Origin of the sequence: Streptomyces justiciae, assembly GCF_015163075.1 — a bacterium.
Lineage (GTDB): Bacteria > Actinomycetota > Actinomycetes > Streptomycetales > Streptomycetaceae > Streptomyces > Streptomyces justiciae.
In genome coordinates, this window is record NZ_JADDXU010000003.1 from 289,758 (window position 1) to 313,848 (window position 24,091).

Genomic DNA, 24,091 nt, shown 5'->3' on the forward strand with positions numbered 1-24,091 from the left:
CGCGAATGGGTCAACAGACCTGAGTCTGTGAGGCTCAACTCTTATCCGTTCCTTACACGCAACTGTGCCCTGACCTGCGGCGATACCGGTCGAGCAGCACCGGAGGACTTCACCCGCAGCAGCGCGAGTACGACGACCAGGGCGCCCGAGGCCACCCACAGCGCCCCCGTTCCGCCCACCCACCCGAGGTGCTCCAGCACCCCGACGAGCACCCCGGCGAAGGCCCCGAGCCCGAGCAGCACCACCGTCCCCTGCGGGGTGAGCCCGAGCCTGCGCAGCCGGTGCCCGAGATGGTCGGGCCCGCGCCGCCCGGCGAGCCGCCGGGAGACGACGACCAGAAGGACGTCGGCGAAGGCGACGACGTTGAGCGCGAACAGCACACCCGCACTGGAGGCCGCCTCGTGCCCGGTCCGGGCCACCACGCCCGCCGCCGCGAGCACGAACCCGGCGAACAGCGCCCCGCCGGAACCGAGCCCCACGCGCGCGGGCGGCCAGTTGTGCATGAGGAACCCGGTCAGCGCGGCGGCCAGCACGCTCAGCAGCACCGCGAGCCCGTCCATCACCTCGGCCGCCGCGCAGGCGCCCACCCCGAAGGCGGCGACGACCCCGACGGTCCCGGCGAGCCCGTCGGCATGGTCGAGTGCCCGGAACCCGAGCGCCACGAACGCGATCCAGCCGACGGCGAGCGCCCCGCCGACGACGCCGGTCTCCTCGTACGGCACCACGCAGGCCGCCGCCACCGCCGTACCGACGAGGAGCACGCGCGCGCGGACGCGCCAGAGGTCGGCGGCGAGTCCGAGGGCGGCGACGGCGACGGCCGCGACGAGGAGGTCCCCGCCGCCCAGGGGCACGAGGTCCGTCCACTCCCCCACGGCGACGACGGCGCAGGTCGCGAGGACCACGGCCAGGCCCCCGGAGAGCGGCACCTTGCGCTGCTGCCGGCGACGGTCGACGAGGCCGAGGCGCAGCGCGGGGGCGCGGAGTACGGCCGCCAGGACGGCGGTCAGCAGCAGGGCGGTCGTGGCGGCGGCGATCCCATAGAGCACGCGTCTTAAAGTAGTCACGAATGTACCAATTTGGTACGCATAACACGTTCGGATTGCCACACGCTCTTAAGGCAACCCTCAGCGACACAGATCACCGCAGTGCTGGCTACAGTGCGAACGACGATGCGGGTACCCTCAAGAGGACTGCATAAGTTACCGCTTAGTAATCTCGCCCCGCCCAGGCCCGAGGAGCCCCCGACATGCAACTCGCAGCGATCATCGTGTCGCTGGTCCTGACCGTGGTCGGTGCCGCACTCTTCGCACGCGTCATCGCGCAGTTCGTCCGCTTCTTCATGCTCGGACAGCCGCTGCCGGCCGGTGCCCGCACCGACAACCCGTACCAGCGCAGCGTGACCCTGGTGAAGGAGTTCCTGGGTCACACCCGCATGAACCGCTGGGGCATCGTGGGCTTCGCCCACTGGTTCGTCGCCATCGGCTTCCTGACGCTGATCCCGATCCTGGGCCAGGCCATCGGCCAGCTCTTCCAGGCCGACTTCCAGCTCCCGATCATCGGCGGCTGGCTGCCCTGGGAGATGTACGTCGAGTTCATCACCGTCATGACGACGGTGGGCATCGCGATCCTCATCCCGATCCGGCTGCTGAACCTGCCCTCCCGGGCCGGCCGCAAGTCCCGCTTCGCCGGGTCCACGGCCTGGCAGGCGTACTTCGTCGAGTACGTCATCCTCACCATCGGCACCGTGATCTACATCCTGCGCGGCCTGGAGGGCTCGCTGCACCACGTGGAGCACTACGAGGCTGCGTACTTCGCCTCGTACCCGCTGGTCGCCGCCCTGCGTGACCTCGACGTCTCCACGCTCCAGACCCTGGTCTACCTGTTCGCCGGGATCAAGGTCAGCGTCTCCTTCATCTGGATGATCGTCGTCTCGCTCAACGCCGACATGAGCGTCGCCTGGCACCGCTTCCTCGCCTTCCCGAACATCTGGTTCAAGCGCGACGCCGACGGCCGCACCGCCCTGGGCGCGCTCCAGCCGATGACGTCGGGCGGCAAGCCGATCGACTTCACCGACCCCGGTGACGACGACGTCTTCGGTGTCTCCCAGGTCGAGCAGTTCTCCTGGAAGGGCCTGCTGGACTTCTCCACCTGCACCGAGTGCGGCCGCTGCCAGTCGCAGTGCCCGGCCTGGAACACGGGCAAGCCGCTCTCGCCGAAGCTGCTGATCATGTCGCTGCGCGACCACTCGCACGCCAAGGCGCCCTACCTGCTCGCGGGTGGCGGCAAGACCATGGAGGGTGAGGAGAAGGCGTCCGAGGAGCAGCTGGCGGGCGTTCCCGCCGCCGCCCTCGCCGAGGCCGAGCGCCCGCTGATCGGCACCGTCGAGGAGAACGGCGTCATCGACCCGGACGTCCTGTGGTCCTGCACCACCTGCGGCGCCTGCGTCGAGCAGTGCCCGGTCGACATCGAGCACGTCGACCACATCGTCGACATGCGCCGCTACCAGGTGATGATCGAGTCCGCGTTCCCGTCCGAGGCGGGCACGATGCTCAAGAACCTGGAGAAGAAGGGCAACCCCTGGGGCCTGGCCAAGAAGCAGCGCCTGGAGTGGACGAAGGAAGTCGACTTCGAGGTGCCGGTCGTCGGCAAGGACATCGAGGACCTCTCCGAGGTCGAGTACCTGTACTGGGTCGGCTGCGCCGGCGCCCTGGAGGACCGCGCCAAGAAGACCACCAAGGCCTTCGCGGAGCTGCTGCACATGGCGGGCGTCAAGTTCGCGATCATGGGCGGCGACGAGAAGTGCACCGGTGACTCCGCCCGCCGCCTCGGCAACGAGCCCCTGTTCCAGGAGCTCGGCATGGAGAACGTGGCCGCGCTGAACATGGCGTTCGGCGAGGACGACGAGGACGAGAGCACCAAGAAGCCGAAGTCCTCGAAGAAGATCGTCGCCACCTGCCCGCACTGCCTCAACACGCTCGGCAACGAGTACCCGCAGCTCGGCGGCGACTACGAGGTCATCCACCACACCCAGCTGCTCCAGCACCTGGTGGACGAGGGCAAGCTGACCCCGGTCACGCCGGTCGAGGGCATCATCACGTACCACGACCCCTGCTACCTGGGCCGCCACAACAAGATCTACACGCCGCCGCGCGAGATCATGACGGCCGTCCCGGGCCTGCGTCAGCAGGAGATGCACCGCCACAAGGAGCGCGGCTTCTGCTGTGGCGCCGGTGGCGCGCGGATGTGGATGGAGGAGCGGATCGGCAAGCGCATCAACAACGAGCGTGTCGACGAGGCCCTGTCGCTCAACCCCGACATCGTCTCCACCGCCTGCCCGTTCTGCCTGGTCATGCTCACGGACTCGGTGAACGGCAAGAAGAACGAGGGCAAGGCCAAGGAGTCCATCACCGTCGTCGACGTCGCCCAGCTGCTGCTGGAGTCGGTCAAGACCCCGGTGGACCCCGAGGACGCCGCGGAGACCGAGAGCGAGCCGGAGCCCGAGCCGGTCAAGTAACGGTCCTGGCCGATACGGCCGTACGACGCCCCCTGTCCGAGGAATCGGCAGGGGGCGTCGTCGTATGCCGGCGCGCGCCGCAGATGACGAAGGTGACGCTGATGAGCAGCGCCCAGGAGACCCACTTGCCGATCGCGACCGGCTGCCAGCCGTCGAGCTGGTCCGGATAGGTCCAGGCGCCGAGATACGTCGCCACGTTCTCCGCCAGCCACAGGAAGAACCCGATCAACGCGAAGGACAGCACGAGCGGCATCCGGTACCGGTGGGCACCGATCGTGTAGTGCACCCAGGTGCCCGCGGTCGCCGCCAGCAGCAGCGCGGCAAGCGGCCAGCGCAGGTCGGGTATCCAGTGGTGGGTGAGGAAGTTGGCGTACAGCAGCACGGCGACCGCGGCGGTGGCGCGGGCCCGGTAGCCGCGCAGCGACAGCCGCATCAGCCGCCAGGCACGGCACACGTAGCTGCCGACCGCCGCGTACATGAACCCGCCGTACAGCGGCACCCCGGCGAGCTTGGCGACCCCCGGCTCGGGATAACTCCAGGACCCGACGTGCACCTTCACGATCTCGAAGGCGAGCCCGAGCAGATGGCAGAACGCGACAACGGCCACCTCCCGCCGCGTCTCCCAGCCCACCAGGAACCCCACCCCGGTCAGCAGGACGCCGTACGCCAGCAGCAGGTCGTAGCGCGCGACCGGCAGCGGCGGGAGCAGGGTCGAGGCCGCCATGCCGGCGAACAGCGCGACGGCGAAGGCGCAGCAGCGGGCCTGGAGCCAGGTGAAGCGGGCGAGTTGGCGGAGGGCATGCACGGTGCTGTAGATCGCCCTCGGGGTGGGGATGGTTGCAGCGGCGCCCTACATGGGCAGCGAATGCAGCCGCGCACGCCCTGCCGGCCATACCGCGTCCTCGGCGAGCGGCAGCCACATCGTGTGCAGCGGATGGTCCACGACGGCCTCCCCCGGCTGCTCCACCCGCATGCCGTCCGTCGACTCCCGCCAGCCCAGCCGCCGGTACAGCGGCATCCGGTCCGGCAGGCAGAACAGCAGCCCGAACTCCGCGCCGGTGCCCCGGGCATGGGCGACGGCGGCTTCCACGACCAGCCGCGCCAGCCCCTGGCCCCGCAGGTCCGGCGCGACGACCACCCCGCCGAGTCCCGCCACCGGGAACCGCCTCGCGCCGACCGACACCGTGGCGTCGACCAGCCCGGCGTGCGCCACCAGCCGCCCCGCGTGCCGGACGCCGAAGTGCACGTCCTTGTCCCGGGACCGCACCCCGAGCGCGGCCACCTCGAAGGGGTCGTCGAGGCCGCCGGTGATCTCGTCGAGGTCGGCCTTCGTGTACTGGGGGAGTCGGATGACCGTGTACGTCATGACGATCATCGTTTCACCGGAGGTGCTCCTCGGTGCACAGCCCCCTCAGCCACTCCGCGCACGCCGCGTCCGCCGCCGGGAGGGTCGTGCCGGGGAAGAGGCGGGTCCAGGCGCGGGTGGGGGCGAGGGCGCCGAGGCGGGTGGCCAGGGTCAGGGCGCGGCGCAGTTCCGGCAGGGTGCGGCCGTCGCCGGTCCAGGGTTCGAGGTACGCGTCGCGGAGCCTGGGCAGCGCCTCGGGGCCGTACCGTTCGCGGACCCGGCGGGCGGGGACGGTGAAGCTGCAGAAGGGGTGGGAGATGTTGGCGTCGCCCCAGTCGAAGAAGGTGAAGCGGCCGGGCCCGGGGTGGAAGAGCTGGCCGTCGTGCAGGTCGCAGTGGTCGAGGGAGTCGGGGACGCCGGTGTCGGCGAGTTCCGCGCACCAGTCGAGGAGGCGGGGGCGGAGTGCCGTCAGGCGGGCCCGGTCGGTCGGGTCCAGGGCGCTGTTCGCCGCCAGCGCGCTGTCGAAGATCGACGGGAGGGTCGCGGCACGGGCGTCCGGGACGCCGATACGGCCCATCTCGTCGACGTACGGGATCAGGGCGCGCTGCATCCGCGCGTACTGCCCGAGCGCCCCCTCCCACGCCCGGACGTCGGCGGCGCCGCGCTCCAGCACGTCCCGGAAGACCTCACCGCCGTAGGGCAGCAGCGACCAGCCGCGTCCGGCGTCGACCGCGAGCGGCTCCAGCACATGCTCCGGCACCCAGCCGGCCAGCGCGGCGGTGAGCGCGCCCTCGAAGGCGCTCGCGGGCGGGTTGGCCTTGAACCAGACGTCGGCCCCGTCCCGCACACCGATGCGCACCAGCACCGACCACGGCCGCAACCGCACACTCCACCGCCCCGCCGGCCGCAGCCCGTGCGCGGCGAGCCCCGCCTCCGCCCAGCCGAGCGCGGCCTCCCGCCACTCCGGCCGCTCCCAGGGGGTCACGGTGTCCTGGTAGCTCCCCCGGTCCACGGTCATCATCGACGCCTCGTGCTGCATCGGCCCATCCGACCATCGTCGGCACCCCTTCCACCAGCGGTTTCCGTACGAGAGGATCACCGGGACCGTAGGCAAGCGTGAGGTGGGGGAAACATGGGGCTCGTCGTACTGCTGGGCATCCTGGCGTTCGTGATCTTCGGGTGCGTCTGTGTGGTGTGGGCCGCGCGGGGCGGGCCACGGTGGGTGCGGGGGGTGGCCTGGGTGACGACCGGGCTGGGGGAGGTCGTGGTGGCCCTGGCGAAGAGCAACAAGCGGAACAGCCGCTCCAACTCGAGTAGTGACGATGGCGACTGAACCGACCCCTTAACCCCGCCGTCGAACGCGTGCATCATTGCGAGGTCGTTGTCGATGATGCTGACGAGGTGAGCGGTGCGCGTGCGAAGAGCCGGGACGGGCACGGCGGTTCTCTGCGGTGTGCTGCTGGTCGCCGCCTGCGGCCCCACCCAGCACGCCGAGAGCTCCGACGACACGACCGGCGCCCCCGTACGGGCCAACAGCGCGCCCGCCCTGCTGCCCGTGCCGCGCGGCGACGGCAGCAAGGTCGCCGACGACTTCAACGGCGATGGCCACCGCGACCTCGTCCTCAACGACCTCGTCAAGGCGGAGAGCCACACCGACGACCCCGGCATCGGCATCGTCTACGGCAGCGCGCGCGGACTGCGGCCGGGCGCACGGCAGTTGGTGAGCGCGAGGAAGCAGGCGGTGGCCACCAAGGGCCAACTCCCCGCCGTCTTCGACGCGGAGGCGAGCTGCGACCTCGACAAGGACGGGTTCACCGACCTCGTCGTCTCCACCGACCCGCCCTTCGACGGCCAGGGGCAGCCCCCGGTGCCGTTGCAGGTGCTGTTCGGCTCCCCCGCCGGGCTGACCGGCAAGGCCGTCAAGCTCGCCGTCCCCGCCAAGGCCCGCGCGGGCAACGACTGGGCGGACCAGCCGGTGTGCGGGGACTTCGACGGCGACGGCGCCGAGGACCTCGTCCTGCACGCCTCGGGCGGCCAACTGAGCTTCCTCCAGGGCCCGTTCAACCGGAAGGGCGCCCCGCGCAAGGCCGGTGCGCCGATCCAGTCACCGGGACAGGTGCCGACCGGCCCGGCCGCCGACGTGAACCTCGACGGCTACGACGACCTCGTCGTCCGTACCGCCGAAGGCACCGCCGCCTCCGCCGTCGTCCTCGGCGGGCCCGCCGGTCCGATCCGTACCGGCGCCACCCTCCCCGCCGGCATCGACGTCGCCCTCGGCCGCTTCGGCGAAGGCAAGGCGTGGGACGCGGCGGTCGGCGCGATGGGCGGCACCGCCCTGCGCTACGACCTGCCCACCGCCGTCCGCGGCACCCTCGCCTCCCCCGGCTCGATGCTCGACGCCGGGGACTTCGACGGGGACGGGCTGAGCGAACTCGTCTCCAGCGGCTCGCGGGTGAAGGTCTTCCGGGGCCGTACGAAGGGACTGTCCGCGTCGGCCATGGTCACCGTCGAGCCGAAAGCCGTCGGGACGACACGGGTCGTCGGCGTCGGCGACTTCGACAGGGACGGCCGGGCGGACCTCGCGGTACGCACCTACCGGGGCGAGACGAAGGACAGCGTCGCGGTCTTCTCCGGGACGAAGAAGGGCCTGCTGACGGCGGAACCGACGCTCACCTTCTCGACCTCGGCGTTCCTCGGCTCCTGACTGGCACGCACCACGCGCCTCAGCTCGCACAAAAATTTACCGAACTCACGTACAACCCTTGCCCAACGGCAGCGGTCTCCTGATCGCCGACCGCGCTGTGTGCCCGTGGTGAGCCGAGAGCCGCTCCCCGGAGAACGCGTGCGGTCCGCCCCCCATTGACTGTGGACGCCCCGCCAGGCGTCCCCGCATGCCGCAGGAGAAACCGCATGCACCAGCGTCATCTGCGACTCGCCCTCGCGACCGCCACCGCGGCCGCGCTCACGGGCGGTCTGCTCACGTTCTCGGCCGCGACCGCGACGGCCGCCGACTCCACCACCGTCCCGCAGGCCGACTTCAACCACGACGGGATCGGGGACGTGGCGTTCTCGGCCGCCGGCGCCTATGTGAACGGCAAGAAGGCCGCCGGCCAGCTCGTCGTCACGTACGGCACCGCCACCGGCATCTCGTCCGCCAAGCGTTCCGTGATCAGCCAGAACACCACCGGCGTCCCGGGCACCGCCGAGACGAACGACTTCTTCGGCGCGGAGACCGCGTACGGCGACTTCAACAGCGACGGCTACGACGACATCGCCGTCTCCGCGGCCTACGAGGACGTCGGCAGCGACACCGACGGCGGCACCCTCGTGGTGCTGTGGGGCTCGGCGAGCGGCATCACCGGCAAGGGCGTCACCGTCTCCGACCCGGCCCCCTCCTCGCACGACAACTGGGGCAAGAACCTCGCCGCCGGCGACTTCGACGGCGACGGCAAGGACGACCTGGTCGTCGGCAACACCTCCAGCACGCTCTACCTCTACAAGGGCGGCATCAGCGCCACCGGCACCGCGGTCGGCGGCCGCAGCACCGTCAAGCCGCCGATCCAGTCCGGCGGCAACGCCCGCGGCCCGCTCAACCTCACCGCGGGCGACGTCAACGGCGACGGCCGCACCGACCTCGTCGTCGACGGCTTCGAGACCGAGACCGACTACGGCTGGAACACCAACTACCTGGTCCCCGGCACCGCGAGCGGCCTGTCCGCGGCCTCCGCGCAGGAGCTCAAGCCGGGTGTGATCACCGCGATCGGTGACATCAACGGCGACAAGTTCGGCGACATCGTCTCCGGCATGTACTGGAACAGGACCACGAGCGACGGCAGCGTCACCTTCCCGGGCGGCGCCGACGGCGGCAAGGTCTGGGTCACCTACGGCTCGGCGAGCGGCGCCGGCTCGGTCACCGGCATCACCCAGAACACCGGCAACGTGCCCGGCACCTCGGAGAAGAACGACTACTTCGGCTACGAGCTGGACCTCGGCGACATCAACGGCGACGGCTTCCAGGACCTCGTGGTCGGCGTTGCCGGCGAGAACATCGACGGCATCACCGACACCGGCATGGTCACCGTCCTGTACGGCGCGGCCTCCGGCCTCAACACCTCCTCCGGCGCCCAGTCCTTCGCCCAGTCCACCGGGGGCGTCCCCGGCGAGGACGAGAAGAACGACGCCCTCGGCGCCGACGTCAAGCTCGACGACGTCACCGGCGACGGCAAGGCGGACCTGATCGCGGGCTCGTACGAGAACGACGGCAACGGCGCGCTCCTCTACCTGCCGTCCAACGGCACGAAGATCACCACGACCGGTTCCCGCACCGTCTCCCCGAGCACCTCCGGGGTCTCGACGACCGGCAGCCCGAACTTCGGCGCCAACTTCGCCGACTGACCCGACACCCCACCCGCCGGGCCGACCCCATCGGCCCGGCGGCCCCCTTTCGCCGACGGGAGCGAACCCCATGCGCACAAGCACCGCCGCCGCCCTCACCACCACCCTGCTGGCGACCGGCCTCACCCCGCTGTTCCTCGCCGCCCCGGCCTCCGCCGCCGTCGCCAAGCACTACGACGACTTCAACGGCGACGGCTACCGCGACCTGGCCTACAGCAACTACTCCAGCGGGATCTCCGGCCCCGACGGCTGGGAGGGCGGTGCCGTCACCGTCGTCTACGGCAAGGCGAGCGGCCTGGACACCGGCCACACCCAGGTCGTCCACCAGGACAGCGCGGGCATCCCCGGCACCGGCGAGGAGGACGACTACTTCGGCGAGTCGCTCAGCAGCGCCGACCTCAACAAGGACGGCTACGCGGACCTGGTCGTCGGCAACAGCACCGAGCACGTGGGCAGCGCGGAGTACCGCGGCACGGTCACCATCGTCTGGGGCTCCCGCACCGGCCTGTCCGGCGGCACCAGCCTCGCCCCGAGGTCCGGCGCGAACGGCTCCCAGTCCCACTTCGGCAGCGAGCTCGCCACCGGCGACTTCAACGGCGACGGCTCGCCCGACCTCGCGGTGATCGGCGGCAGCGAGGCCTGGCTGTACCGGGGCCCGTTCACCAAGTCCGGTACGACGGGAAGCGTCGCCAAGATCGACAAGGAGGGTGCGGGCTGGTACTCGCACGGCCTCGCCGCCGGCAAGGTCAACGGTGACGGCAAGACCGACCTGGTGGTCCTCGGCACCCAGTTCGTCGACAACCAGCCGGCCGACCGCATCTGGTACCTCAAGGGCGCCTCGTCGGGCCTGACCTCCGGCGCCTCCAAGACGTACGCCAGCCAGCCGTGGGGCGCCGCGATCGGCGACTTCGACAAGAACGGCTACGGTGACATCGCGGTCGGTCTGCCCGACAACAACGACGGCAAGGGCATCGTCAGCGTCTGGCGCGGCACGTCGTCGGGGCCGAGCGGCTCGATGACGTACAACCAGGCGTCCTCCGGTGTCTCGGGCAGCCCCGAGGCGGGCGACAACTTCGGCTACTCGGTCTCGGCCGGCGACACCAACGGCGACGGTTACGCGGACCTCGCGGTCGGCGTCCCGCAGGAGGACGTCGACGGTAAGGAGGACCAGGGCGGTGTCACCGTCTTCCGCGGCGGCTCCGGCGGCCTGACCGGCACCCGCTCCACCTGGATCCCGCAGTCGGTCCTCGGCCCGGCCGACTCCTACGTCTCCTTCGGCGCCCCGGTCCGCCTGCGCGACCTGAACCGCGACGGCAAGGCGGACCTGACGGTGGGCGCGAACGGCGACGCCCTGTTCATGCCCGGCACCAGCACCACTCCGACGGCGACGGGCTCCGTCCACCTGCCGGAGTACGGCGGCGGCTTCCTCGACTGACCTCCCCCTTCTTTTCTTACTGGAGCACCCCTATGCGCCCCCTCAGAACCGCCCTCGCGGCCGCCACCGCCGCCGCCCTGACCGGCGGTCTGCTCACCCTGGCGTCCGCCACGACCGCCGCCGCGGCGCCCTCCGGCCTCGCCGGTGACTTCAACGGCGACGGCTACCGCGACGTGGCGATCGCCGCCCCCATCGCCAAGGTGAGCGGCAAGACCGGCGCGGGCTACGTCGCCGTCGTCTACGGCACCAAGAGCGGCCTCGACACCAGCGAGCGCCAGATCATCAGCCAGGCCACCGACGGCATCCCGGGCACCCCGGAGTCGTACGACTACTTCGGCGACCGTCTGACGTCGGGCGACCTGGACGGGGACGGCTACACGGACCTCGTCGTCGGCGTGCACGGCGAGCAGATCGGCTCGACCGGCGACTCCGGCGCCCTCACCGTGCTGTGGGGCGGGGCGACCGGCATCAAGTCCGGCACCGACATCAGCTCGCCCCTGCCGCCCAACCGCAACGAGTTGGGCTGGTCGGTCGCCACCGGCGACTTCGACGGCGACGGGGACACCGACCTGGCGGCCGTCAACCTCGCCTACGCGGAGCTGAACATCTTCAACGGCCCCATCTCCCGTACAGGCAAGGTGAGTTCGCTCCAGTTCATCGACACCTACGACCAGACGGGCATCAACGCCGACAAGCTCGTCGCGGGCCGTGTCGACGGCGACGGCACAACCGATCTCCTCGTGATGGGCCAGCAGGAGATCACTGACGGCTACCGCACCCGCAGCGTCCTCTACACCGGCTCGGCCGACGGCCTGCGCCCCGGCAGCAAGCTCGCCGGCGGCTACGACGCGGTGATCGCCGACGTGAACAAGGACGGCTACGGCGACATCGTCACCGGCAACTTCATGGAGAAGTCCACGTCCGAGCCGAACGGCGGCCTGGGCGGCGCGGTGACGGTGACGTACGGCGCGGACACGGGCTTGTCGTCCCGCACCCCGGTGAAGTTCACCCAGGACTCGGCGGGCGTCCCGGGCACGGCCGAGAAGAACGACTTCTTCGGCTGGAGCCTGTCGGCCGGCGACGTGAACGGCGACGGCTACCCGGACATCGCGGTCGGCGCCGAGCAGGAGACGATCGGCTCGGCGAAGAGCGCGGGCACGGTCACGATCCTGCGCGGCTCGGCCACGGGCCTGACCGGCACGGGTGCGAAGCCCTACTCCCAGAACACCACGAACGTCCCCGGCACGGCCGAGTCGAACGACCACTTCGGCTACGCGGTCCAGCTCACGGACATCGACAACAACGGCCGCACCGAACTGGTCACCTCCGCCTCCGGCGAGAACACGAGCGACGGCGCGGTCTGGTTCCTGAAGTCCACGACGTCCGGCATCACGGCCACGGGCTCGAAGTCCTTCACCGGCCCGACCCTGGGCGGCCCGACGGGCGACGCGTACTTCGGCGACGTACTGGAAGGCTGACGGATGCGCGGCCGCCCACCCGGCGAAATCCCCGTGACCTTCAGGGATTCCCCGTAAGGGATGTCACAGCTCGGCAGCAAAGCCGGGCCCGAACCCTCGGGCCCGGCACGTCACTCTCCGGGACCAGGTACGTTCGAAGGCGTGGCTGGATTCAGGATCGGACGCGGCCGGGACAACGGCGCTCCTCACACGCGACCGCAACAACCTCCGTACGGGCAGCAGGCCCCGCAGGGACCGTCGTACGGCGGCTACCCCGCGCCGCCGCAGCCGCAGCCGTATCCCGGGCAGCAGCAGGGGTACGGCGGCGGTCACCAGGGCGGCGGCTACGACGAGCCGGAGTACTTCGGCGGCGACGGCGGCTACGGCCAGCCCCCCGCCGGCCCGGACCCGTACGCGGCGAACCACCCGGGCCACACCCAGGCGTTCTCGGTCGGCGAGGACCCGTACAACCAGGGCGGTACCTACCGCGCCGGTTCCACACCCCCCGCGGGCCCGGTCGGCCCCCGGCTGCACTGGAAGGACCTGCTGAGGGGCATCGTCATGGCCCCCAACCAGACCTTCCTCCAGATGCGGGACTACACGATGTGGGTCCCGGCCCTCATCGTGACCTTCCTCTACGGCCTCCTGGCCGTCTTCGGCTTCGACGGCGCCCGCGAGGAGGCGATCAACGCCACCCTCTCCAACGCGGTCCCGATCGTCCTGACGACGGCCGTGGCGATGGTCCTGTCGTCGTTCGTGCTCGGCGTGGTCACCCACACCCTGGCCCGCCAGCTCGGCGGCGACGGCGCCTGGCAGCCCACGGTCGGCCTCTCCATGCTGATCATGTCCCTGACCGACGCACCCCGTCTGGTCTTCGCCATGTTCTTCGGCGGCGACGCGACCTTCGTCCAGGCCCTCGGCTGGGCGACCTGGGTGGCCGCGGGCGCCCTCCTGACCCTGATGGTCTCCAGGTCCCACGACCTGCCGTGGCCGAAGGCGCTGGGGGCGTCGGCGATCCAGCTGATCGCGTTGCTGTCGATCGTGAAGCTGGGCACGTTCTAGGCGGCTACACCGCGAGCCGGGCCAGCACCGCCTCAAAGAGCTCGGTGAACGCCGACTCGCGGTGCAGGTCGACGGTCAGGGCGTTCATGTCGCGCAGGATGTCGGCCAGTCTCGGGAGCTGGGCGCGGATCTCCGTGTAGAGGTCCATGTCCTCCCGGAATCCCTGGAGGTTGGCCGACGACACGGACTTGAGCGCCTCGTCCAGTTCGGCGATCTGCTCCTCCCAGTACCGCACGTACGCGACCCGGTCCTTCGCCCGGTGGATCCGCGCGTCGGGAAGCACCACCGGGAACACCCGGTCCCGGAAGTCCCCGTGCTGGGCGACCTGCAGCAGCTCGAACAGACAGCTCTGCGACTTGAGGTAGGCGTCGCTGATCACGAGGATCACGCACTTGCCCTCCCCGATGCGCTCCATGAACCGGCCGATGGACGCCTTGTACCCGGCGTCCCGCCGGTCGCGCACCATGATGAGGCCGCGCTCCTGGAAGGCGGCGTCCAGTTGGTCGGCGAGGGCGTTGCTCTCCTCGCTCCAGGAGTACGACAGATAGACGTGCGCGGACTGCTCTGTCGACAGCGGCTCCGGTACCGCCAGCCTGAACCTCAGCGCCTCCAGCTGCATGTCCGACCGCAGCCCCCCGAACGCCGGATGGTCGAAAGGGATGGCGTACAACGTCAGCACCAGGTCGAACAGCGCGACGACATACCTGCTGTACCAGACGTCGTCCTGGAACTCGCCGGGCAGCAGGCCGCGCAACTCGTCGGGAAGGATCGCCTCGGCGGCACCGGTGCGCAGCAGCGGGGCGACACGGGGCGACCGCCCGGGGCGCGTCCGCCGCCGCTCCCGGATCAGCGCGGCGTCGGCACCGAGCCGCGCGAACTCCCGTGCGTACGCGCGTGTCACGACCGCCAGCACGAAGTCATCGTCCTGGACGTCGCCCGCCTCCTCGACGACGAGCACACCGGCATCCCGCAGATCGCGGGCGAGTTGGGCGACCCACTCCGCGTCCTCGGGCAGATGGCTGACGTAGCACCGGGGCACCGCGCGGTCGGCGCGGAAGCTCTTCACCCGGACCAGGCGGGTCTCGTACGCCCCGCGCAGCCGCGCCGCCGCCCGGTCCGTCCCGACGAGCCGGCTGTCCTCCTCGCCGAGCGCGACCGGCCCGTCGAGATCCGGCAGGGCGATGCGCTCCCCGCACCGCGAGCAGAACATCGTCCCCAGCCTGTCCCGCAGGGCGCCGATCACCACCGTACGGTCCTGCTTGTGGCCGTTCCCACAGGCCACCGGCGGGAAGGGGGTGACCGTGACGTCATGGCGCTCGTAGAGGAAACCCTCCAGGAGCCCCTGGAAGGCGTTCCGGCCGTACGGCGGCACCGCCTCGCTGTAGTGGAGCACGAGCTCGATCTCGCCCTCCCGCTCCTGAAGGAGACGCAGACCGCAGATCTCGCCGCTGCCCATCTCGAACTGGGCCTGGTTCTGCCAGTAGTTGACCCGGGTGAAGCGGCGGGTGTGGCCGAGCAGCACCACGAGCGCGGCGTAGACGTTCTCCACGCGGCCGCGGACGACGTACGTCATGTCGTCGACGGTCTCGACCGCGTCGTACAGCGGCCGCTTCTGCTTGATCAGGCCGGGGAAGATCAGCAGGGTCTCCGCGCCGAGGGTCTCCCGGAAGCAGAGGTTGTGCTCCAGGAACCGCGCCACCGCGGCGTCGACGAGCACCTGCCTCTCGTCGGGGGCCAGCGTCTCCAGCTCGGGGAAGCGGTACTCGCCGGCCAGCAGGGAGGCCTCGCTCGTCGCGCCGAGCGCCTGCGGGTGCTTGTCGGCCTGGAGGAAGATCGAGGAGGCCAGGTCGACGAGCACCTCGGGGGCCAGCAGGATCGCCTCCGCGCCGGCCGAGGTGCGCAGCACCGACACATAGCCGTGGTTCTCCAGGTGTCCGACGGCGGTCATCATCTCGTCGTCGGTGAACCGCCAGCCGGCGTCCGTGGCCTGGAGCTGCTCTCTCAGGTCCGCCGGCCGGACCAGGACCTCGCTGCGGTCGGGCCGTTCCTTCAGCGCCAGGACGTACTCCTTGATGCGCTTGAAGGTGACGGTGGTGACCGTGGTGGTCATCCGCTCCCACTGGATCTGGCCGCGCAACAGCTCCATCAGTGCGCCGACCCCCGAGCCGGTCATGGCACTGGTGCTGACGTATCCGCCGCTGATCCCCCGGCTCTGGCAGAACTGCTCGAGGTCCGACGCCGGGAGGGCGGAGGTGCCCCGGTCGTCCCGCGCGCCGACCAGGACGGTCGGCGGGAGGCTCCTGCCGCCGGACAGCTGCTGGAGCCAGAACTCCACGCCCTTCAACGGCTCCTGACGGTTCGTCGGGTCGAAGAGCACGAGCGCGAGATCGACGTTGTCGAGGAAGATCGCGTGCACCGGCCGGTACACGTGCTGCCCCGCGAGGTCCCACAGCACGGCCTCGCAGTCGGTGCCGTCCGCGCGCTGCGTCCGTACGTCGTCGACGACCCAGAACTGCTGCCCGTGCGTCGACGCGTGCTCCCGGAACTCGTCGTGCGCGAGCCGCCACCCGAGCCCGGTCTTCCCGACACCGGAGTCCCCGACGAGGACGACCTTGGCGGTCATGTAGCGGACGGACTCCACGGGCGCCGGCTGGCCGAGGAGCCGGTCGAGGTCGTAGTCCCAGACGGAGAGGCCTGAGTGGTTGGTCCAGACGGCGAAGCGGGGGTGGGCGGGGTGGAAGTCCAGGACCGGGGCGGTGCGCCATTTCCAGTCGATGGGGTCCTCGTATTCCTCGCCGCGGCTGCGGACGGCGGCATCTTCCGCTTCGTCGTGTTGAGGGAGCCGCACGACCGCGACGGTCGTCCAGTCGTCCGTGCGCCACAGCCGGACGGTTCCGTCGTCCGAGGCCGTCCCCATGAGCTTGCCGTCCATGGAGAACGCCACGTTCCAGACCCGGTCGGTGTGACCCTCCAAGGTCGTGGCGCGCTGCTCCGGATCGACGGTGGGGAAGGGTGACCGCAGCCCGACAGCGCCACGGCTCGTGCCGAAGGCGAGCACCCCCGTGTGCCCGGACCAGGCGAGGCAGGACACGTTGTCAGGGGTGTCCCACCCCGTCAGAGAGACGGGTTGCGAGGTGACGGAAGGCCCCGTCTTCCACGTCTGGACCGTGCGGTCGGCCGAGGAACTGGCCAGGCCGAGTCCGTCCGACATCCAGGCGAGGTCGGTCACGAAGTCCGTGTGACCCTCGAAGGTGTGCTGGAGCCGCCCGTCACCGACGTCCCAGACTCGGACCGTGTTGTCGTACCCGCAGGACGCGAGGAGATGGCCGAAGCGGAAGTTCCCCCAGGCGACCCGGAAGACCCATTCCCTGTTCGCCGCCAGATGCTGGGGCGGCCTGAGCCCCTCGAGATCCCAGATCCGAACGCCGCCGTGGCCGCAGGCACCGGCGAACCGGGAACCGTCCGGCGCCCAGGACACGTGCCCCACGTCCGCACGGTCCGCTGTGTCGAGCAGGGGCACCTCGAAGACCGCGACGTCCGTGCCACTCTCCGCGTGCACGACACGGACGCGGTCCGGCGCGGCCGGCACGGCGACCAGCGCCCCGTCGGGCGACCAGGCGACAAAACGCCCGCACTCCTCGCCCGGCGGCTGCCCCAGCCCCCGCCTCAGCCACACACCCGTGCTGGACGACTCCCCGTACTCCGCCATGATCCCCCGCACGTGCCCCGAGCCCGCCCCCTGCTGTGGACCACAAGGTTAGAACCAACGGCACGTGCGGGCAGGCCGGTTCGCCGCGACTACTGCACGTCCACGAAGTCGCCGGCCGCGTTGACCGCCGGGGTGGTCGAGGTGCCCGCGAAGGAGTAGCGGAAGTAGCCGTCGCCGGCCGCGGTGACGGTGGTCTTGAGGTTGCCCGTCGAGTCGGTCTTGATCGTCTTGACGGTCGTGTAGGTGCTGGAGCCCTTCTTGCGGAACTGCAGCTTCACCGACTGGCCCGTGTACCCGTGGTACAGGTTGTCCTCCCAGTTGGCCCGGGAGAGCTTGCCGGTGACGGTGATGGTCTTGCCCTTCTTCACCGGTTCCGGCGAGGCGTTGACCGTCAGCTTCGAGGCGCGCTGCACCTTGAAGGTGGTGGCGGCGTCCCGGTGGATGTAGTCGAAGTCGTTGGCGGAGACGAGCGCACCGAGGTTCCAGGTGCCCGCCGCGGCGTTGTCGGCGAAGCCGGTCGACCCCTGCGGGTCGAAGGTCAGCGTGCCCGAGCAGGTCGACGTGGTGGCGCTGACCTTGACGCAGGTGATGTCGCCGTCGTCGTACCAGATCGTCGCGTAGTTCGGGCCGGGCCCGTCGCCGCTGATGTACGACGTCTTGGCGATGCCCGAGTTGTCCGTCGCGGTCACGGACACCTTGGCAGAGACCACGTTGGTGGTGCCCACCACGACCGGCTTGCCGCCGTTGACGACGGCCTTGTCGATCGTGATGTCCCCGGCACCTCCGTCGTCCGCCTGGGCGCTGGTGGCGCCGACCGCGGTGACGGCCAGTGCGAGGCTGGTGCCGAGCAGGGCAAAGCGCGTGGTTGCGCGCATGAACATCCCCCCATGGAGTCCTTGCCCGACCAGAATCGATCTGATCGGACCTGATCAGAGGGGAGCGTATGCCGTTGGCCAAGGCCTAACCACGTTGTTATTTCAACGACTTCGCCACAGCACTGTCACAGACCCCAGGCGCCTCAGCCGCTTCAGCCGCCTCAGGCACCTCAGGCACCTCAGGCACCTCAGGCACCTCAGGCGTCGAGAACCTGCCCCGCCCGCTTCACGACCGGCGGTTCGACGCTCCACGGGAAGTTGATCCAGTCATCCGTCCGCTTCCACACGTACTCGCACTTCACCAGCGACTGCGACTTCTCGTAGATCACGGCGGACCGCACCTCGGCGACATGGTCGAGGCAGAAGTCGTGCACCAGCTTGAGCGTCTTGCCGGTGTCGGCGACGTCGTCGGTGATCAGGATCTTCTTGTCGGAGAAGTCGATGGCGTTGGGGACGGGGGCGAGCATGACGGGCATTTCCAGGGTCGTCCCCACGCCCGTGTAGAACTCCACGTTGACCAGGTGGATGTTCTTGCAGTCGAGGGCGTAGGCCAGCCCGCCGGCGACGAAGACTCCACCCCGCGCGATGCTGAGCACGATGTCCGGCTCGTACCCGTCGTCGGCGATGGTCTGCGCGAGCTCGCGGACGGCGGCGCCGAAACGCTCGTAGGTGAGGTTCTCCCGTACGGCTGCGTCGCTCATGCTCACACCTGGGTCCGATGGAAGTTGAGGAAGGAGCGGGAGGCGGTGGGCCCGCGCTGGCCCTGGTACCGGGAGCCGTACCGCTCACTGCCGTACGGGAACTCGGCCGGCGAGGACAGCCGGAACATGCACAGCTGGCCGATCTTCATGCCGGGCCACAGCTTGATGGGGAGGGTGGCGAGGTTGGACAGCTCGAGGGTGACGTGCCCGCTGAAGCCGGGGTCGATGAACCCGGCGGTGGAGTGCGTGACGAGCCCGAGCCGCCCGAGGGAGGACTTGCCCTCAAGGCGGGAAGCGAGATCATCGGGAAGCGTGATGACCTCGTACGTCGAGGCGAGCACGAACTCACCGGGGTGCAGGATGAACGGCTCGTCGCCCTCCGGCTCCACCAGCCGCGTCAGATCGGCCTGCTCGATGGAGGGGTCGATGTGCGGGTACCGGTGGTTCTCGAACACCCGGAAGTAGCGATCGAGGCGCACGTCGATGCTGGACGGCTGCACCATGGATTCGTCGTAGGGATCGATCCGTACCCGCCCGGCGTCGATCTCGGCCCGGATGTCCTTGTCTGAGAGAAGCACGTCCCGAGGATACGCAAGGCGCGCGGACCGATTCGAATCGGACGCCGCGCGCCTGTGTCACTGCCGGGTGGTTGCTGCCGTGGCTAGTGCTTCTCCAAGGTCACGGGTACGACGCTGCGGAGCCGCGCACACCGTGGACATCGGACCAGCCGACCGGGGCCGAGGCGCTCGGCCTGCTGCATCGGGAACGAAGCGGTGCTGAACACGTGCCCATCGGCACAGCGGACGACGGTGCGTTCCATCAAGTCCCAGAGTCCCTTCCCCAAGAGCCCCGTCCGGCTGTTGCTCGCCGGACGACAAATGCCACATTACGGGATGGAAGGAACGACTCTCCAGGCGGCACTCCGACCACTCCCGGACCCTCTCCCACCCCTCCACCGTACGCCCCAACTCCGGCCCCCCGCAGCCCTGTCACACCCCCGTAACGCACACAGACCCCACGGCTTCAGCGCCGGGGGTCTGACATGGGGTACAGTGACGAGGCATTACGACACCGGTCCCAACCGGCGTCTTACGCGGGTGTAGTTTAATGGTAGAACATCAGCTTCCCAAGCTGAGAGCGCGAGTTCGATTCTCGTCACCCGCTCCATGCGAAACCCCCAGGCCGTGGGCCCGGGGGTTCTTTGTTGTCTAGACCGGTGCGAGGGGTGCGCACCACAAGCGCACCATTAGCTCTCGGCGGCCTCCTCACTGTGGTGCGCGGAGTGGTCCTTGTGGTGCTTCGCACGCTCGGCGCGGACCAGGTCGTCGAGTCCGGCGGCCACCTCGCGCTGACGCTCCTCGTCGGAGTGCTGATAGATCAGCGCCGCCTTCTCCGAGGACTGCCCGGCGCGAACCATCGTGTCCTTGAGAGTCGCGCCCGAGCGAGTCGAGAGGGTGTGCCCGGTGTGACGAAGGTCGTAGAAGCGGAAGCCGTCCGGGAGGCCAGCGGCCGTACGGGCGCGTCGCCACTTTCGGCCGAACGACGTGCGCCGGAAGGGCGCCCCCTTCTCCCCCACGAAAACGAGTCCGTCGGGTCCCTTCTCGGCGAACCAAGCGAGGTGCTGTTTCACCTCCTTGTGGAGGAACGGCGGGAGGACGACGACACGGACGCCCGCCTCGGACTTGGTCTCGCCGGGGGCCCGCTTGCCGTTGGTCCGCTCAGGCTCGGCGACGCGGACTCGGATCACGAGGTTGTCGACGTCGACGTCCCGGCGGCGGAGGCCGGCCAGCTCCTCGGGGCGCATCGGACCGTAGGCGCCGAGGTAGACCATCAGGCGCCAACGGATGCCGATCGCGTCGGCGAGGGCGTCGACCTGGGCGACGGTGGCGATACGACGTTCGGCGGCTGACTCCTTGCCCGCGCCCTTGATCCGGCACGGGTTGCGGGTGATCAGGTCGTCGTCGACCGCTGTCTCCAGGATGCCCTTGAGGAGGCGGTACGCCTTGGCGATCGTCGTCTTGGCTGTGGTGGTGCGAAGCCGCTCGGCGCGCCATTCGCGAACGCGCGGCGCGGTGATCTCATCCAGGTCGAGGTCACCGAAGGTCGGGAGGATGTGGAGCCGTAGGAGATCCTCGTAGAGGTCTACGGTGCGCACCGACAGCTCTCGTTCCTCGACCCACTTCTCGGCGTAGACGCGGAAGTTGACTGCCCCGGCGTCCGGAGCGCGCCAGTCTCCCCGGGTGAGGTCTGCCTCCACCTGAGACAGCCAGACCTCCGCGTCCTTCTTGGTCTCGAACGTCTCCTCCGCGCGGATGCGCTCACCGTCAGGACCGAGGTAGGAAGCAGTCCAGCGGCCGGACCGGTACCGCCTCACCGCGCCGAAGCGGCGTCTCCTGCCTTTCTTGTTGGCCATCAGGCGGCCCTCCTAAGGGCGGTGCGCCGGAGCCGGATCGGCTCGACGGTGCGGGACCGGATGAACTCCTCGACCGCGCTCTCAGGGATACGGACATGCCGGCCGAGCTTCACGTACCGAATGCGTCGCTCCTCGATCAGCCGCCGAGGGAATCGGGCGCTCGTACCGAGTAGCTCGGCGACCTGGTCGACGGACAGGTAGCGGTCGGTCATGCGGTGGGCTCACCTTCCGTTCCGGGGGCGGGGTCGAGGGATGCGGAAAGCCATGCCTCGGTGTCGGAGAGGCCGGTTCCGGCGAACACCCAGTGCGCGAGTACGTACGTGGTGTTGGTGGTGGGGGCGTTGGCGGGCACGGCTTGTGCGCGGCGCCATTCGGCGCGGGCGTTGCGGAGGGCGCCGAGGGTTGTGGAGTAGCGGCGGGACTTGGTGGAGAAGTGGCCGCGGAAGCCGAGCATGTGGGCCCAGGCGCGGAGTCGGAGGTGTTCGAGGCTCTTGCGAGCGCCGAGGGTCCAGGCAGTTCGGACGAGGCGGCGGGAGTGGTCGCTGATGTCGAGCTGGGCCAGCTCGGCGGCGAACTTGAGCGGGCGGTCGAGAGCCCCGGTCGCTGTCTCGGCTCCCTTGGTCGCGTACTTGGCGATGTACGCGGCTACCGCTCGCTCGGTTAGCTCCTGGCCGTCGTTGAAGTCGGCCGATCGGATGGTGCGGACGTCGAGTTGGCGGCCGAAGGTGAAGGTGTGGGTGCGACCGTCGATGACCGGGCCGTCGACGCTGGCCTTGGTGGCGGCGGCCTCGATGGCGTCGGTGAGCAGCTCAGCGGTGGCCCAAGGCGGGGGTGGGGTGTCTCCGCCGCTGGGGCCGTCGAGGCGGATGACCGCGTGGAAGTGGACGGCGCCGCGTTTCTGGTACTCGGCGACCTTGGCGAAGGAGACGCGGGCGTGGTCGCGGAGCCTGCGCTGTGAGAGGCCCGCGCGCTTGGCGACCTCTCGGCGCAGGTACGTCGAGAAGCGGCGCCAGAGCTGTCCGGCGTGGGCGTTCCAGAGGACTGCGGCTTCGTAGTCGTAGGTGTCGGGGTTGAGTGGGGTGCCGAGTGCTTCGTCGTCCTGGTCGTGGTGGTCGCCGCAGCGACAGGGGCGGCCGTCGGTGCGGCGGTTGTGGACCGGGCCGAAGCCGGGGGCAGTGAAGGTCGCGAACACGCGCGGGTGGGCGGCGACTTGTTCGGGGGTGCCTTTGCCGCCGCGCAGTCCGGCGGTGATCAGGTGGAAGGTGTCGCGACGGTAGACCTCGGCGCAGGCCTGGCAGCGGGTCGTGCGGCGGTTGTTGCAGCGGACGAGGAGTTGGCCGGCCGGGAGGTCGGTCGAGTCGAGGTGGTGGAGGACGGCGCCGATTTCGCCGGTGGTGGTGTCGAGGTCGTATTCGGTGCGGTGGCCGTCGAGGCGGATCGGGTGGGTACAGCCGCCGAGGGTGGAGAGTTGGCGGAGGGTACCGGGGAGCGTGCCCTGTGCGGCCAGGTTCGCGAGTTCCGGGAGCGGGGCCGGAGTGGTGCGGGTGAAGATGGCGTTTCTCCTTCTGGCTGACTTGGTCGGGAGGAACAGGCCCCGGGGCGGCGTGATGCTTCGTCGAGCGACGCCGCCCCGGAGGGCAGGTGGGGTTCAGCGCCGGTGCTGGTCGCGGAGCATCGAGCGCAGGACGACAGCGGCCACGGCTACGGAGATGGCTGTGACGGCGACGGCGGCCAGGAGCGCGGTGAGGACGACTCCGCCGACGACCAGTGCCGCGATCGTCTTGTGGTCGATGGAGACCGCCGGGAGCGAGCGATGTACGGGCACGGGTGCCGGGTCGGCGGGTGCGTGGGTGTGTGCGGGCGGCGGGGTCGGGTTGTCGGGGTACTTGGGCAGCAGCACGGTCGATCTCTCCTCATCTACTCGTCTAGGTATGTGAGCCGTTTATGACGTCCACGCCGGTGCGGGCGCCGGACTCGATGGCGGGGGCGAAGAAGGTCTGCGAGAGCCAGAAGCCGAAGAGGGCGATCAGTACGACGACCCAGGTGCGGACGCCGAGGAACTTGACCGCTCCCCAGGCGAAGAAGCCGAGGACGACGACGAGCGGCAGGCTGACGGTCACGGGGTGCGGGTCCTTTCAGCGGACGGGGCAACGGTGGGTGCGGGCGGCGAGTTCGGCGGCGGCGCGGCTGTCGTAGTCGGTGGAGAAGCCGCAGCGCGGGGCGGTGCAGGCGGCGGTGTGTTTCTCGCGGCCCCGGCCGTCGTACGAGGTGGCGACCTGGACCGGGCCGATTCGGACGACGTTGCGGAAGCGGCGTTGGGCGGTCATGGGCCTCTCCTTTCAGAGCTGGGCGGCGATGGCTTCGGCCATGGGCGCGGGTACGCCGAGGCGGGCGCGGAGGGTGGGGGTGTCGATCGGTGTGCCGGTGCGGGTGTGGTGGTCGGTGGCGACCTTGCGGGCGTGGTCGACCAGGGCGGCCGGGACGGTGATGGCAGGGTGTTCGGGTGCTGCTTCGATGACGGGTTGGGCGAGGGATTCGGGAGCGGGCGCGTCTTCCGGGTCCTCGGTGGCCGTTTCCGGCTGCGGCGGGGTGTGGACGAGGAGCGTTCCGCCGAGGAAAGCGACTGCGGGCCAGCCCGCGACGAGGATGCGCAGCCAGGCCGGCACCTGGTTGAGGTCGAGGAGTCCGGCAGTGGCGATATTCGCGCCGAGGGATGCCGCGAGTGCGATGACGAACCAGCACCACGCGGCAGCTTTCGCCGTACCGGACCGCAGTCGGCGCCAGGCCGCGACCAGCAGCAGGTCGACGCTGATCGGGTAGGCCCACGCCTTCCATCCGTCCTGTCCAGCCGCTGCGGCGATGTCGTGGAGGTGGGCGAAGGAAAGAGCTCCGGCGATGACCGCCTGGACCAGAACGGCGTCGACGCGGAGGGCCGGGCGAACCATCAGGCGTCCGTGCCCGGGTAGCGGGGGCCGGAGTTGGGGTCGTAGGCGGGCGGGAAGAAGCCGGGCGGCGGTTCCGGAAGCGAGGCCGCCAGGGACGGTCCGGCGACGTCGATGAAGTCGTTGTCTGCATCGAGGGTGGCGGCGTACAGGGCGAGTTGGCCGAGCATCACGACGGTGCGCACGAAGTCGTCGCGGGCGGTGCTGCTCATTGGGACCTTCCTGTTTCGGACATGGGAGGGG

Annotated in this window: 23 protein-coding genes and 1 tRNA gene; 8 read left to right on the forward strand and 16 right to left on the reverse strand. The window is 70.2% G+C overall.

The window, feature by feature from the left end; all coding sequences use genetic code 11:
• Positions 1 to 41: 41 nt before the first annotated feature.
• Positions 42 to 1,046 carry an MraY family glycosyltransferase gene (locus IQ210_RS09635; protein ID WP_194078468.1) on the reverse strand — a complete coding sequence of 335 codons (1,005 nt, stop codon included), beginning with the start codon at positions 1,044 to 1,046 and terminating at the stop codon, positions 42 to 44.
• 200 nt (positions 1,047 to 1,246) lie between these two features.
• On the opposite strand from IQ210_RS09635, the gene IQ210_RS09640 reads away from it, so the two are divergent.
• Positions 1,247 to 3,514: a (Fe-S)-binding protein gene (locus tag IQ210_RS09640; RefSeq protein ID WP_194078470.1), complete on the forward strand. Its 2,268-nt coding sequence runs from the start codon at positions 1,247 to 1,249 to the stop codon at positions 3,512 to 3,514.
• Here the strand turns inward: IQ210_RS09640 and IQ210_RS09645 are convergent.
• From IQ210_RS09645 to IQ210_RS09655, 3 genes are read right to left on the reverse strand one after another with little or no spacing between them, the layout of a single operon-like run.
• A complete protein-coding gene (locus tag IQ210_RS09645) occupies positions 3,507 to 4,319 on the reverse strand; it encodes a DUF817 domain-containing protein (RefSeq protein ID WP_322656331.1) in 813 nt (270 codons plus the stop codon). The two genes, IQ210_RS09640 and IQ210_RS09645, sit on opposite strands and share 8 nt — an antisense overlap.
• Before the next feature lie 45 nt (positions 4,320 to 4,364).
• Positions 4,365 to 4,880, reverse strand: coding sequence for a GNAT family N-acetyltransferase (locus IQ210_RS09650; protein ID WP_228047421.1), 516 nt, complete (start codon positions 4,878 to 4,880; stop codon positions 4,365 to 4,367).
• A 13-nt stretch (positions 4,881 to 4,893) separates the two neighbouring features.
• On the reverse strand, positions 4,894 to 5,898 hold the full coding sequence (locus IQ210_RS09655; RefSeq protein WP_228047422.1) for an aminoglycoside phosphotransferase family protein: 1,005 nt from the start codon (positions 5,896 to 5,898) through the stop codon (positions 4,894 to 4,896).
• A 93-nt stretch (positions 5,899 to 5,991) separates the two neighbouring features.
• Here IQ210_RS09655 and IQ210_RS09660 point away from each other — a divergent pair, with 93 nt between their 5' ends.
• From IQ210_RS09660 to IQ210_RS09685, 6 genes are all read left to right on the forward strand, one after another.
• Positions 5,992 to 6,192 (forward strand): hypothetical protein, encoded by a 201-nt coding sequence (locus IQ210_RS09660; protein ID WP_194078473.1) that lies wholly within the window; start codon positions 5,992 to 5,994, stop codon positions 6,190 to 6,192.
• A 75-nt stretch (positions 6,193 to 6,267) separates the two neighbouring features.
• Positions 6,268 to 7,563 (forward strand): FG-GAP repeat domain-containing protein, encoded by a 1,296-nt coding sequence (locus IQ210_RS09665; protein ID WP_194078475.1) that lies wholly within the window; start codon positions 6,268 to 6,270, stop codon positions 7,561 to 7,563.
• A 206-nt stretch (positions 7,564 to 7,769) separates the two neighbouring features.
• Positions 7,770 to 9,254 (forward strand): integrin alpha, encoded by a 1,485-nt coding sequence (locus tag IQ210_RS09670; RefSeq protein WP_194078477.1) that lies wholly within the window; start codon positions 7,770 to 7,772, stop codon positions 9,252 to 9,254.
• A gap of 70 nt (positions 9,255 to 9,324) precedes the next feature.
• Positions 9,325 to 10,689 (forward strand): FG-GAP and VCBS repeat-containing protein, encoded by a 1,365-nt coding sequence (locus IQ210_RS09675; RefSeq protein ID WP_194078478.1) that lies wholly within the window; start codon positions 9,325 to 9,327, stop codon positions 10,687 to 10,689.
• Positions 10,690 to 10,721: 32 nt separating this feature from the next.
• A complete protein-coding gene (locus IQ210_RS09680; RefSeq protein ID WP_194078479.1) occupies positions 10,722 to 12,167 on the forward strand; it encodes an FG-GAP-like repeat-containing protein in 1,446 nt (481 codons plus the stop codon).
• Positions 12,168 to 12,227: 60 nt separating this feature from the next.
• A complete protein-coding gene (locus IQ210_RS09685) occupies positions 12,228 to 13,208 on the forward strand; it encodes a Yip1 family protein (RefSeq protein ID WP_194078480.1) in 981 nt (326 codons plus the stop codon).
• Positions 13,209 to 13,212: 4 nt separating this feature from the next.
• Here IQ210_RS09685 and IQ210_RS09690 read toward each other — a convergent pair whose 3' ends face one another.
• The 4 genes from IQ210_RS09690 to dcd all read right to left on the reverse strand — a co-directional run bounded on the left by IQ210_RS09690 (position 13,213) and on the right by dcd (position 19,071).
• Positions 13,213 to 16,917, reverse strand: a complete 3,705-nt coding sequence (locus IQ210_RS09690; RefSeq protein WP_194078482.1) for a TIR domain-containing protein — start codon at positions 16,915 to 16,917, stop codon at positions 13,213 to 13,215.
• 89 nt (positions 16,918 to 17,006) lie between these two features.
• Complete coding sequence (locus IQ210_RS09695) at positions 17,007 to 17,792, reverse strand: calcium-binding protein (RefSeq protein ID WP_407699689.1); 786 nt, start codon at positions 17,790 to 17,792, stop codon at positions 17,007 to 17,009.
• Between the two features lie 197 nt (positions 17,793 to 17,989).
• Entirely contained in the window at positions 17,990 to 18,493 is a 504-nt protein-coding gene (locus IQ210_RS09700) for a phosphoribosyltransferase (RefSeq protein WP_194078484.1), read from the reverse strand.
• Between the two features lie 2 nt (positions 18,494 to 18,495).
• Complete coding sequence (gene dcd / locus IQ210_RS09705) at positions 18,496 to 19,071, reverse strand: dCTP deaminase (RefSeq protein WP_079305965.1); 576 nt, start codon at positions 19,069 to 19,071, stop codon at positions 18,496 to 18,498.
• 515 nt (positions 19,072 to 19,586) lie between these two features.
• Between dcd and IQ210_RS09710 the strand changes: the two genes are divergently transcribed.
• Positions 19,587 to 19,660, forward strand: a tRNA-Gly gene (locus IQ210_RS09710).
• Positions 19,661 to 19,739: 79 nt separating this feature from the next.
• Here the strand turns inward: IQ210_RS09710 and IQ210_RS09715 are convergent.
• From IQ210_RS09715 to IQ210_RS09750, 8 genes are all read right to left on the reverse strand, one after another.
• A complete protein-coding gene (locus IQ210_RS09715) occupies positions 19,740 to 20,906 on the reverse strand; it encodes a tyrosine-type recombinase/integrase (protein WP_194078485.1) in 1,167 nt (388 codons plus the stop codon).
• A complete protein-coding gene (locus IQ210_RS09720; RefSeq protein ID WP_079305967.1) occupies positions 20,906 to 21,118 on the reverse strand; it encodes an excisionase family DNA-binding protein in 213 nt (70 codons plus the stop codon). The genes IQ210_RS09715 and IQ210_RS09720 overlap by 1 nt, the downstream gene beginning before the upstream one ends.
• Entirely contained in the window at positions 21,115 to 22,413 is a 1,299-nt protein-coding gene (locus IQ210_RS09725; protein WP_194078955.1) for a replication initiator, read from the reverse strand. The genes IQ210_RS09720 and IQ210_RS09725 overlap by 4 nt, the downstream gene beginning before the upstream one ends.
• 141 nt (positions 22,414 to 22,554) lie before the next feature.
• Complete coding sequence (locus IQ210_RS09730; protein ID WP_194078486.1) at positions 22,555 to 22,806, reverse strand: SpdD protein; 252 nt, start codon at positions 22,804 to 22,806, stop codon at positions 22,555 to 22,557.
• A 25-nt stretch (positions 22,807 to 22,831) separates the two neighbouring features.
• Positions 22,832 to 23,026: a hypothetical protein gene (locus IQ210_RS09735; protein ID WP_194078487.1), complete on the reverse strand. Its 195-nt coding sequence runs from the start codon at positions 23,024 to 23,026 to the stop codon at positions 22,832 to 22,834.
• 15 nt (positions 23,027 to 23,041) lie between these two features.
• Positions 23,042 to 23,233: a mobile element transfer protein gene (locus IQ210_RS09740; RefSeq protein WP_194078488.1), complete on the reverse strand. Its 192-nt coding sequence runs from the start codon at positions 23,231 to 23,233 to the stop codon at positions 23,042 to 23,044.
• A gap of 12 nt (positions 23,234 to 23,245) precedes the next feature.
• Positions 23,246 to 23,851 (reverse strand): DUF2637 domain-containing protein, encoded by a 606-nt coding sequence (locus IQ210_RS09745; RefSeq protein ID WP_194078489.1) that lies wholly within the window; start codon positions 23,849 to 23,851, stop codon positions 23,246 to 23,248.
• Positions 23,851 to 24,060, reverse strand: a complete 210-nt coding sequence (locus IQ210_RS09750) for a hypothetical protein (RefSeq protein WP_194078491.1) — start codon at positions 24,058 to 24,060, stop codon at positions 23,851 to 23,853. The genes IQ210_RS09745 and IQ210_RS09750 overlap by 1 nt, the downstream gene beginning before the upstream one ends.
• Between the last annotated feature and the right edge of the window lie 31 nt (positions 24,061 to 24,091).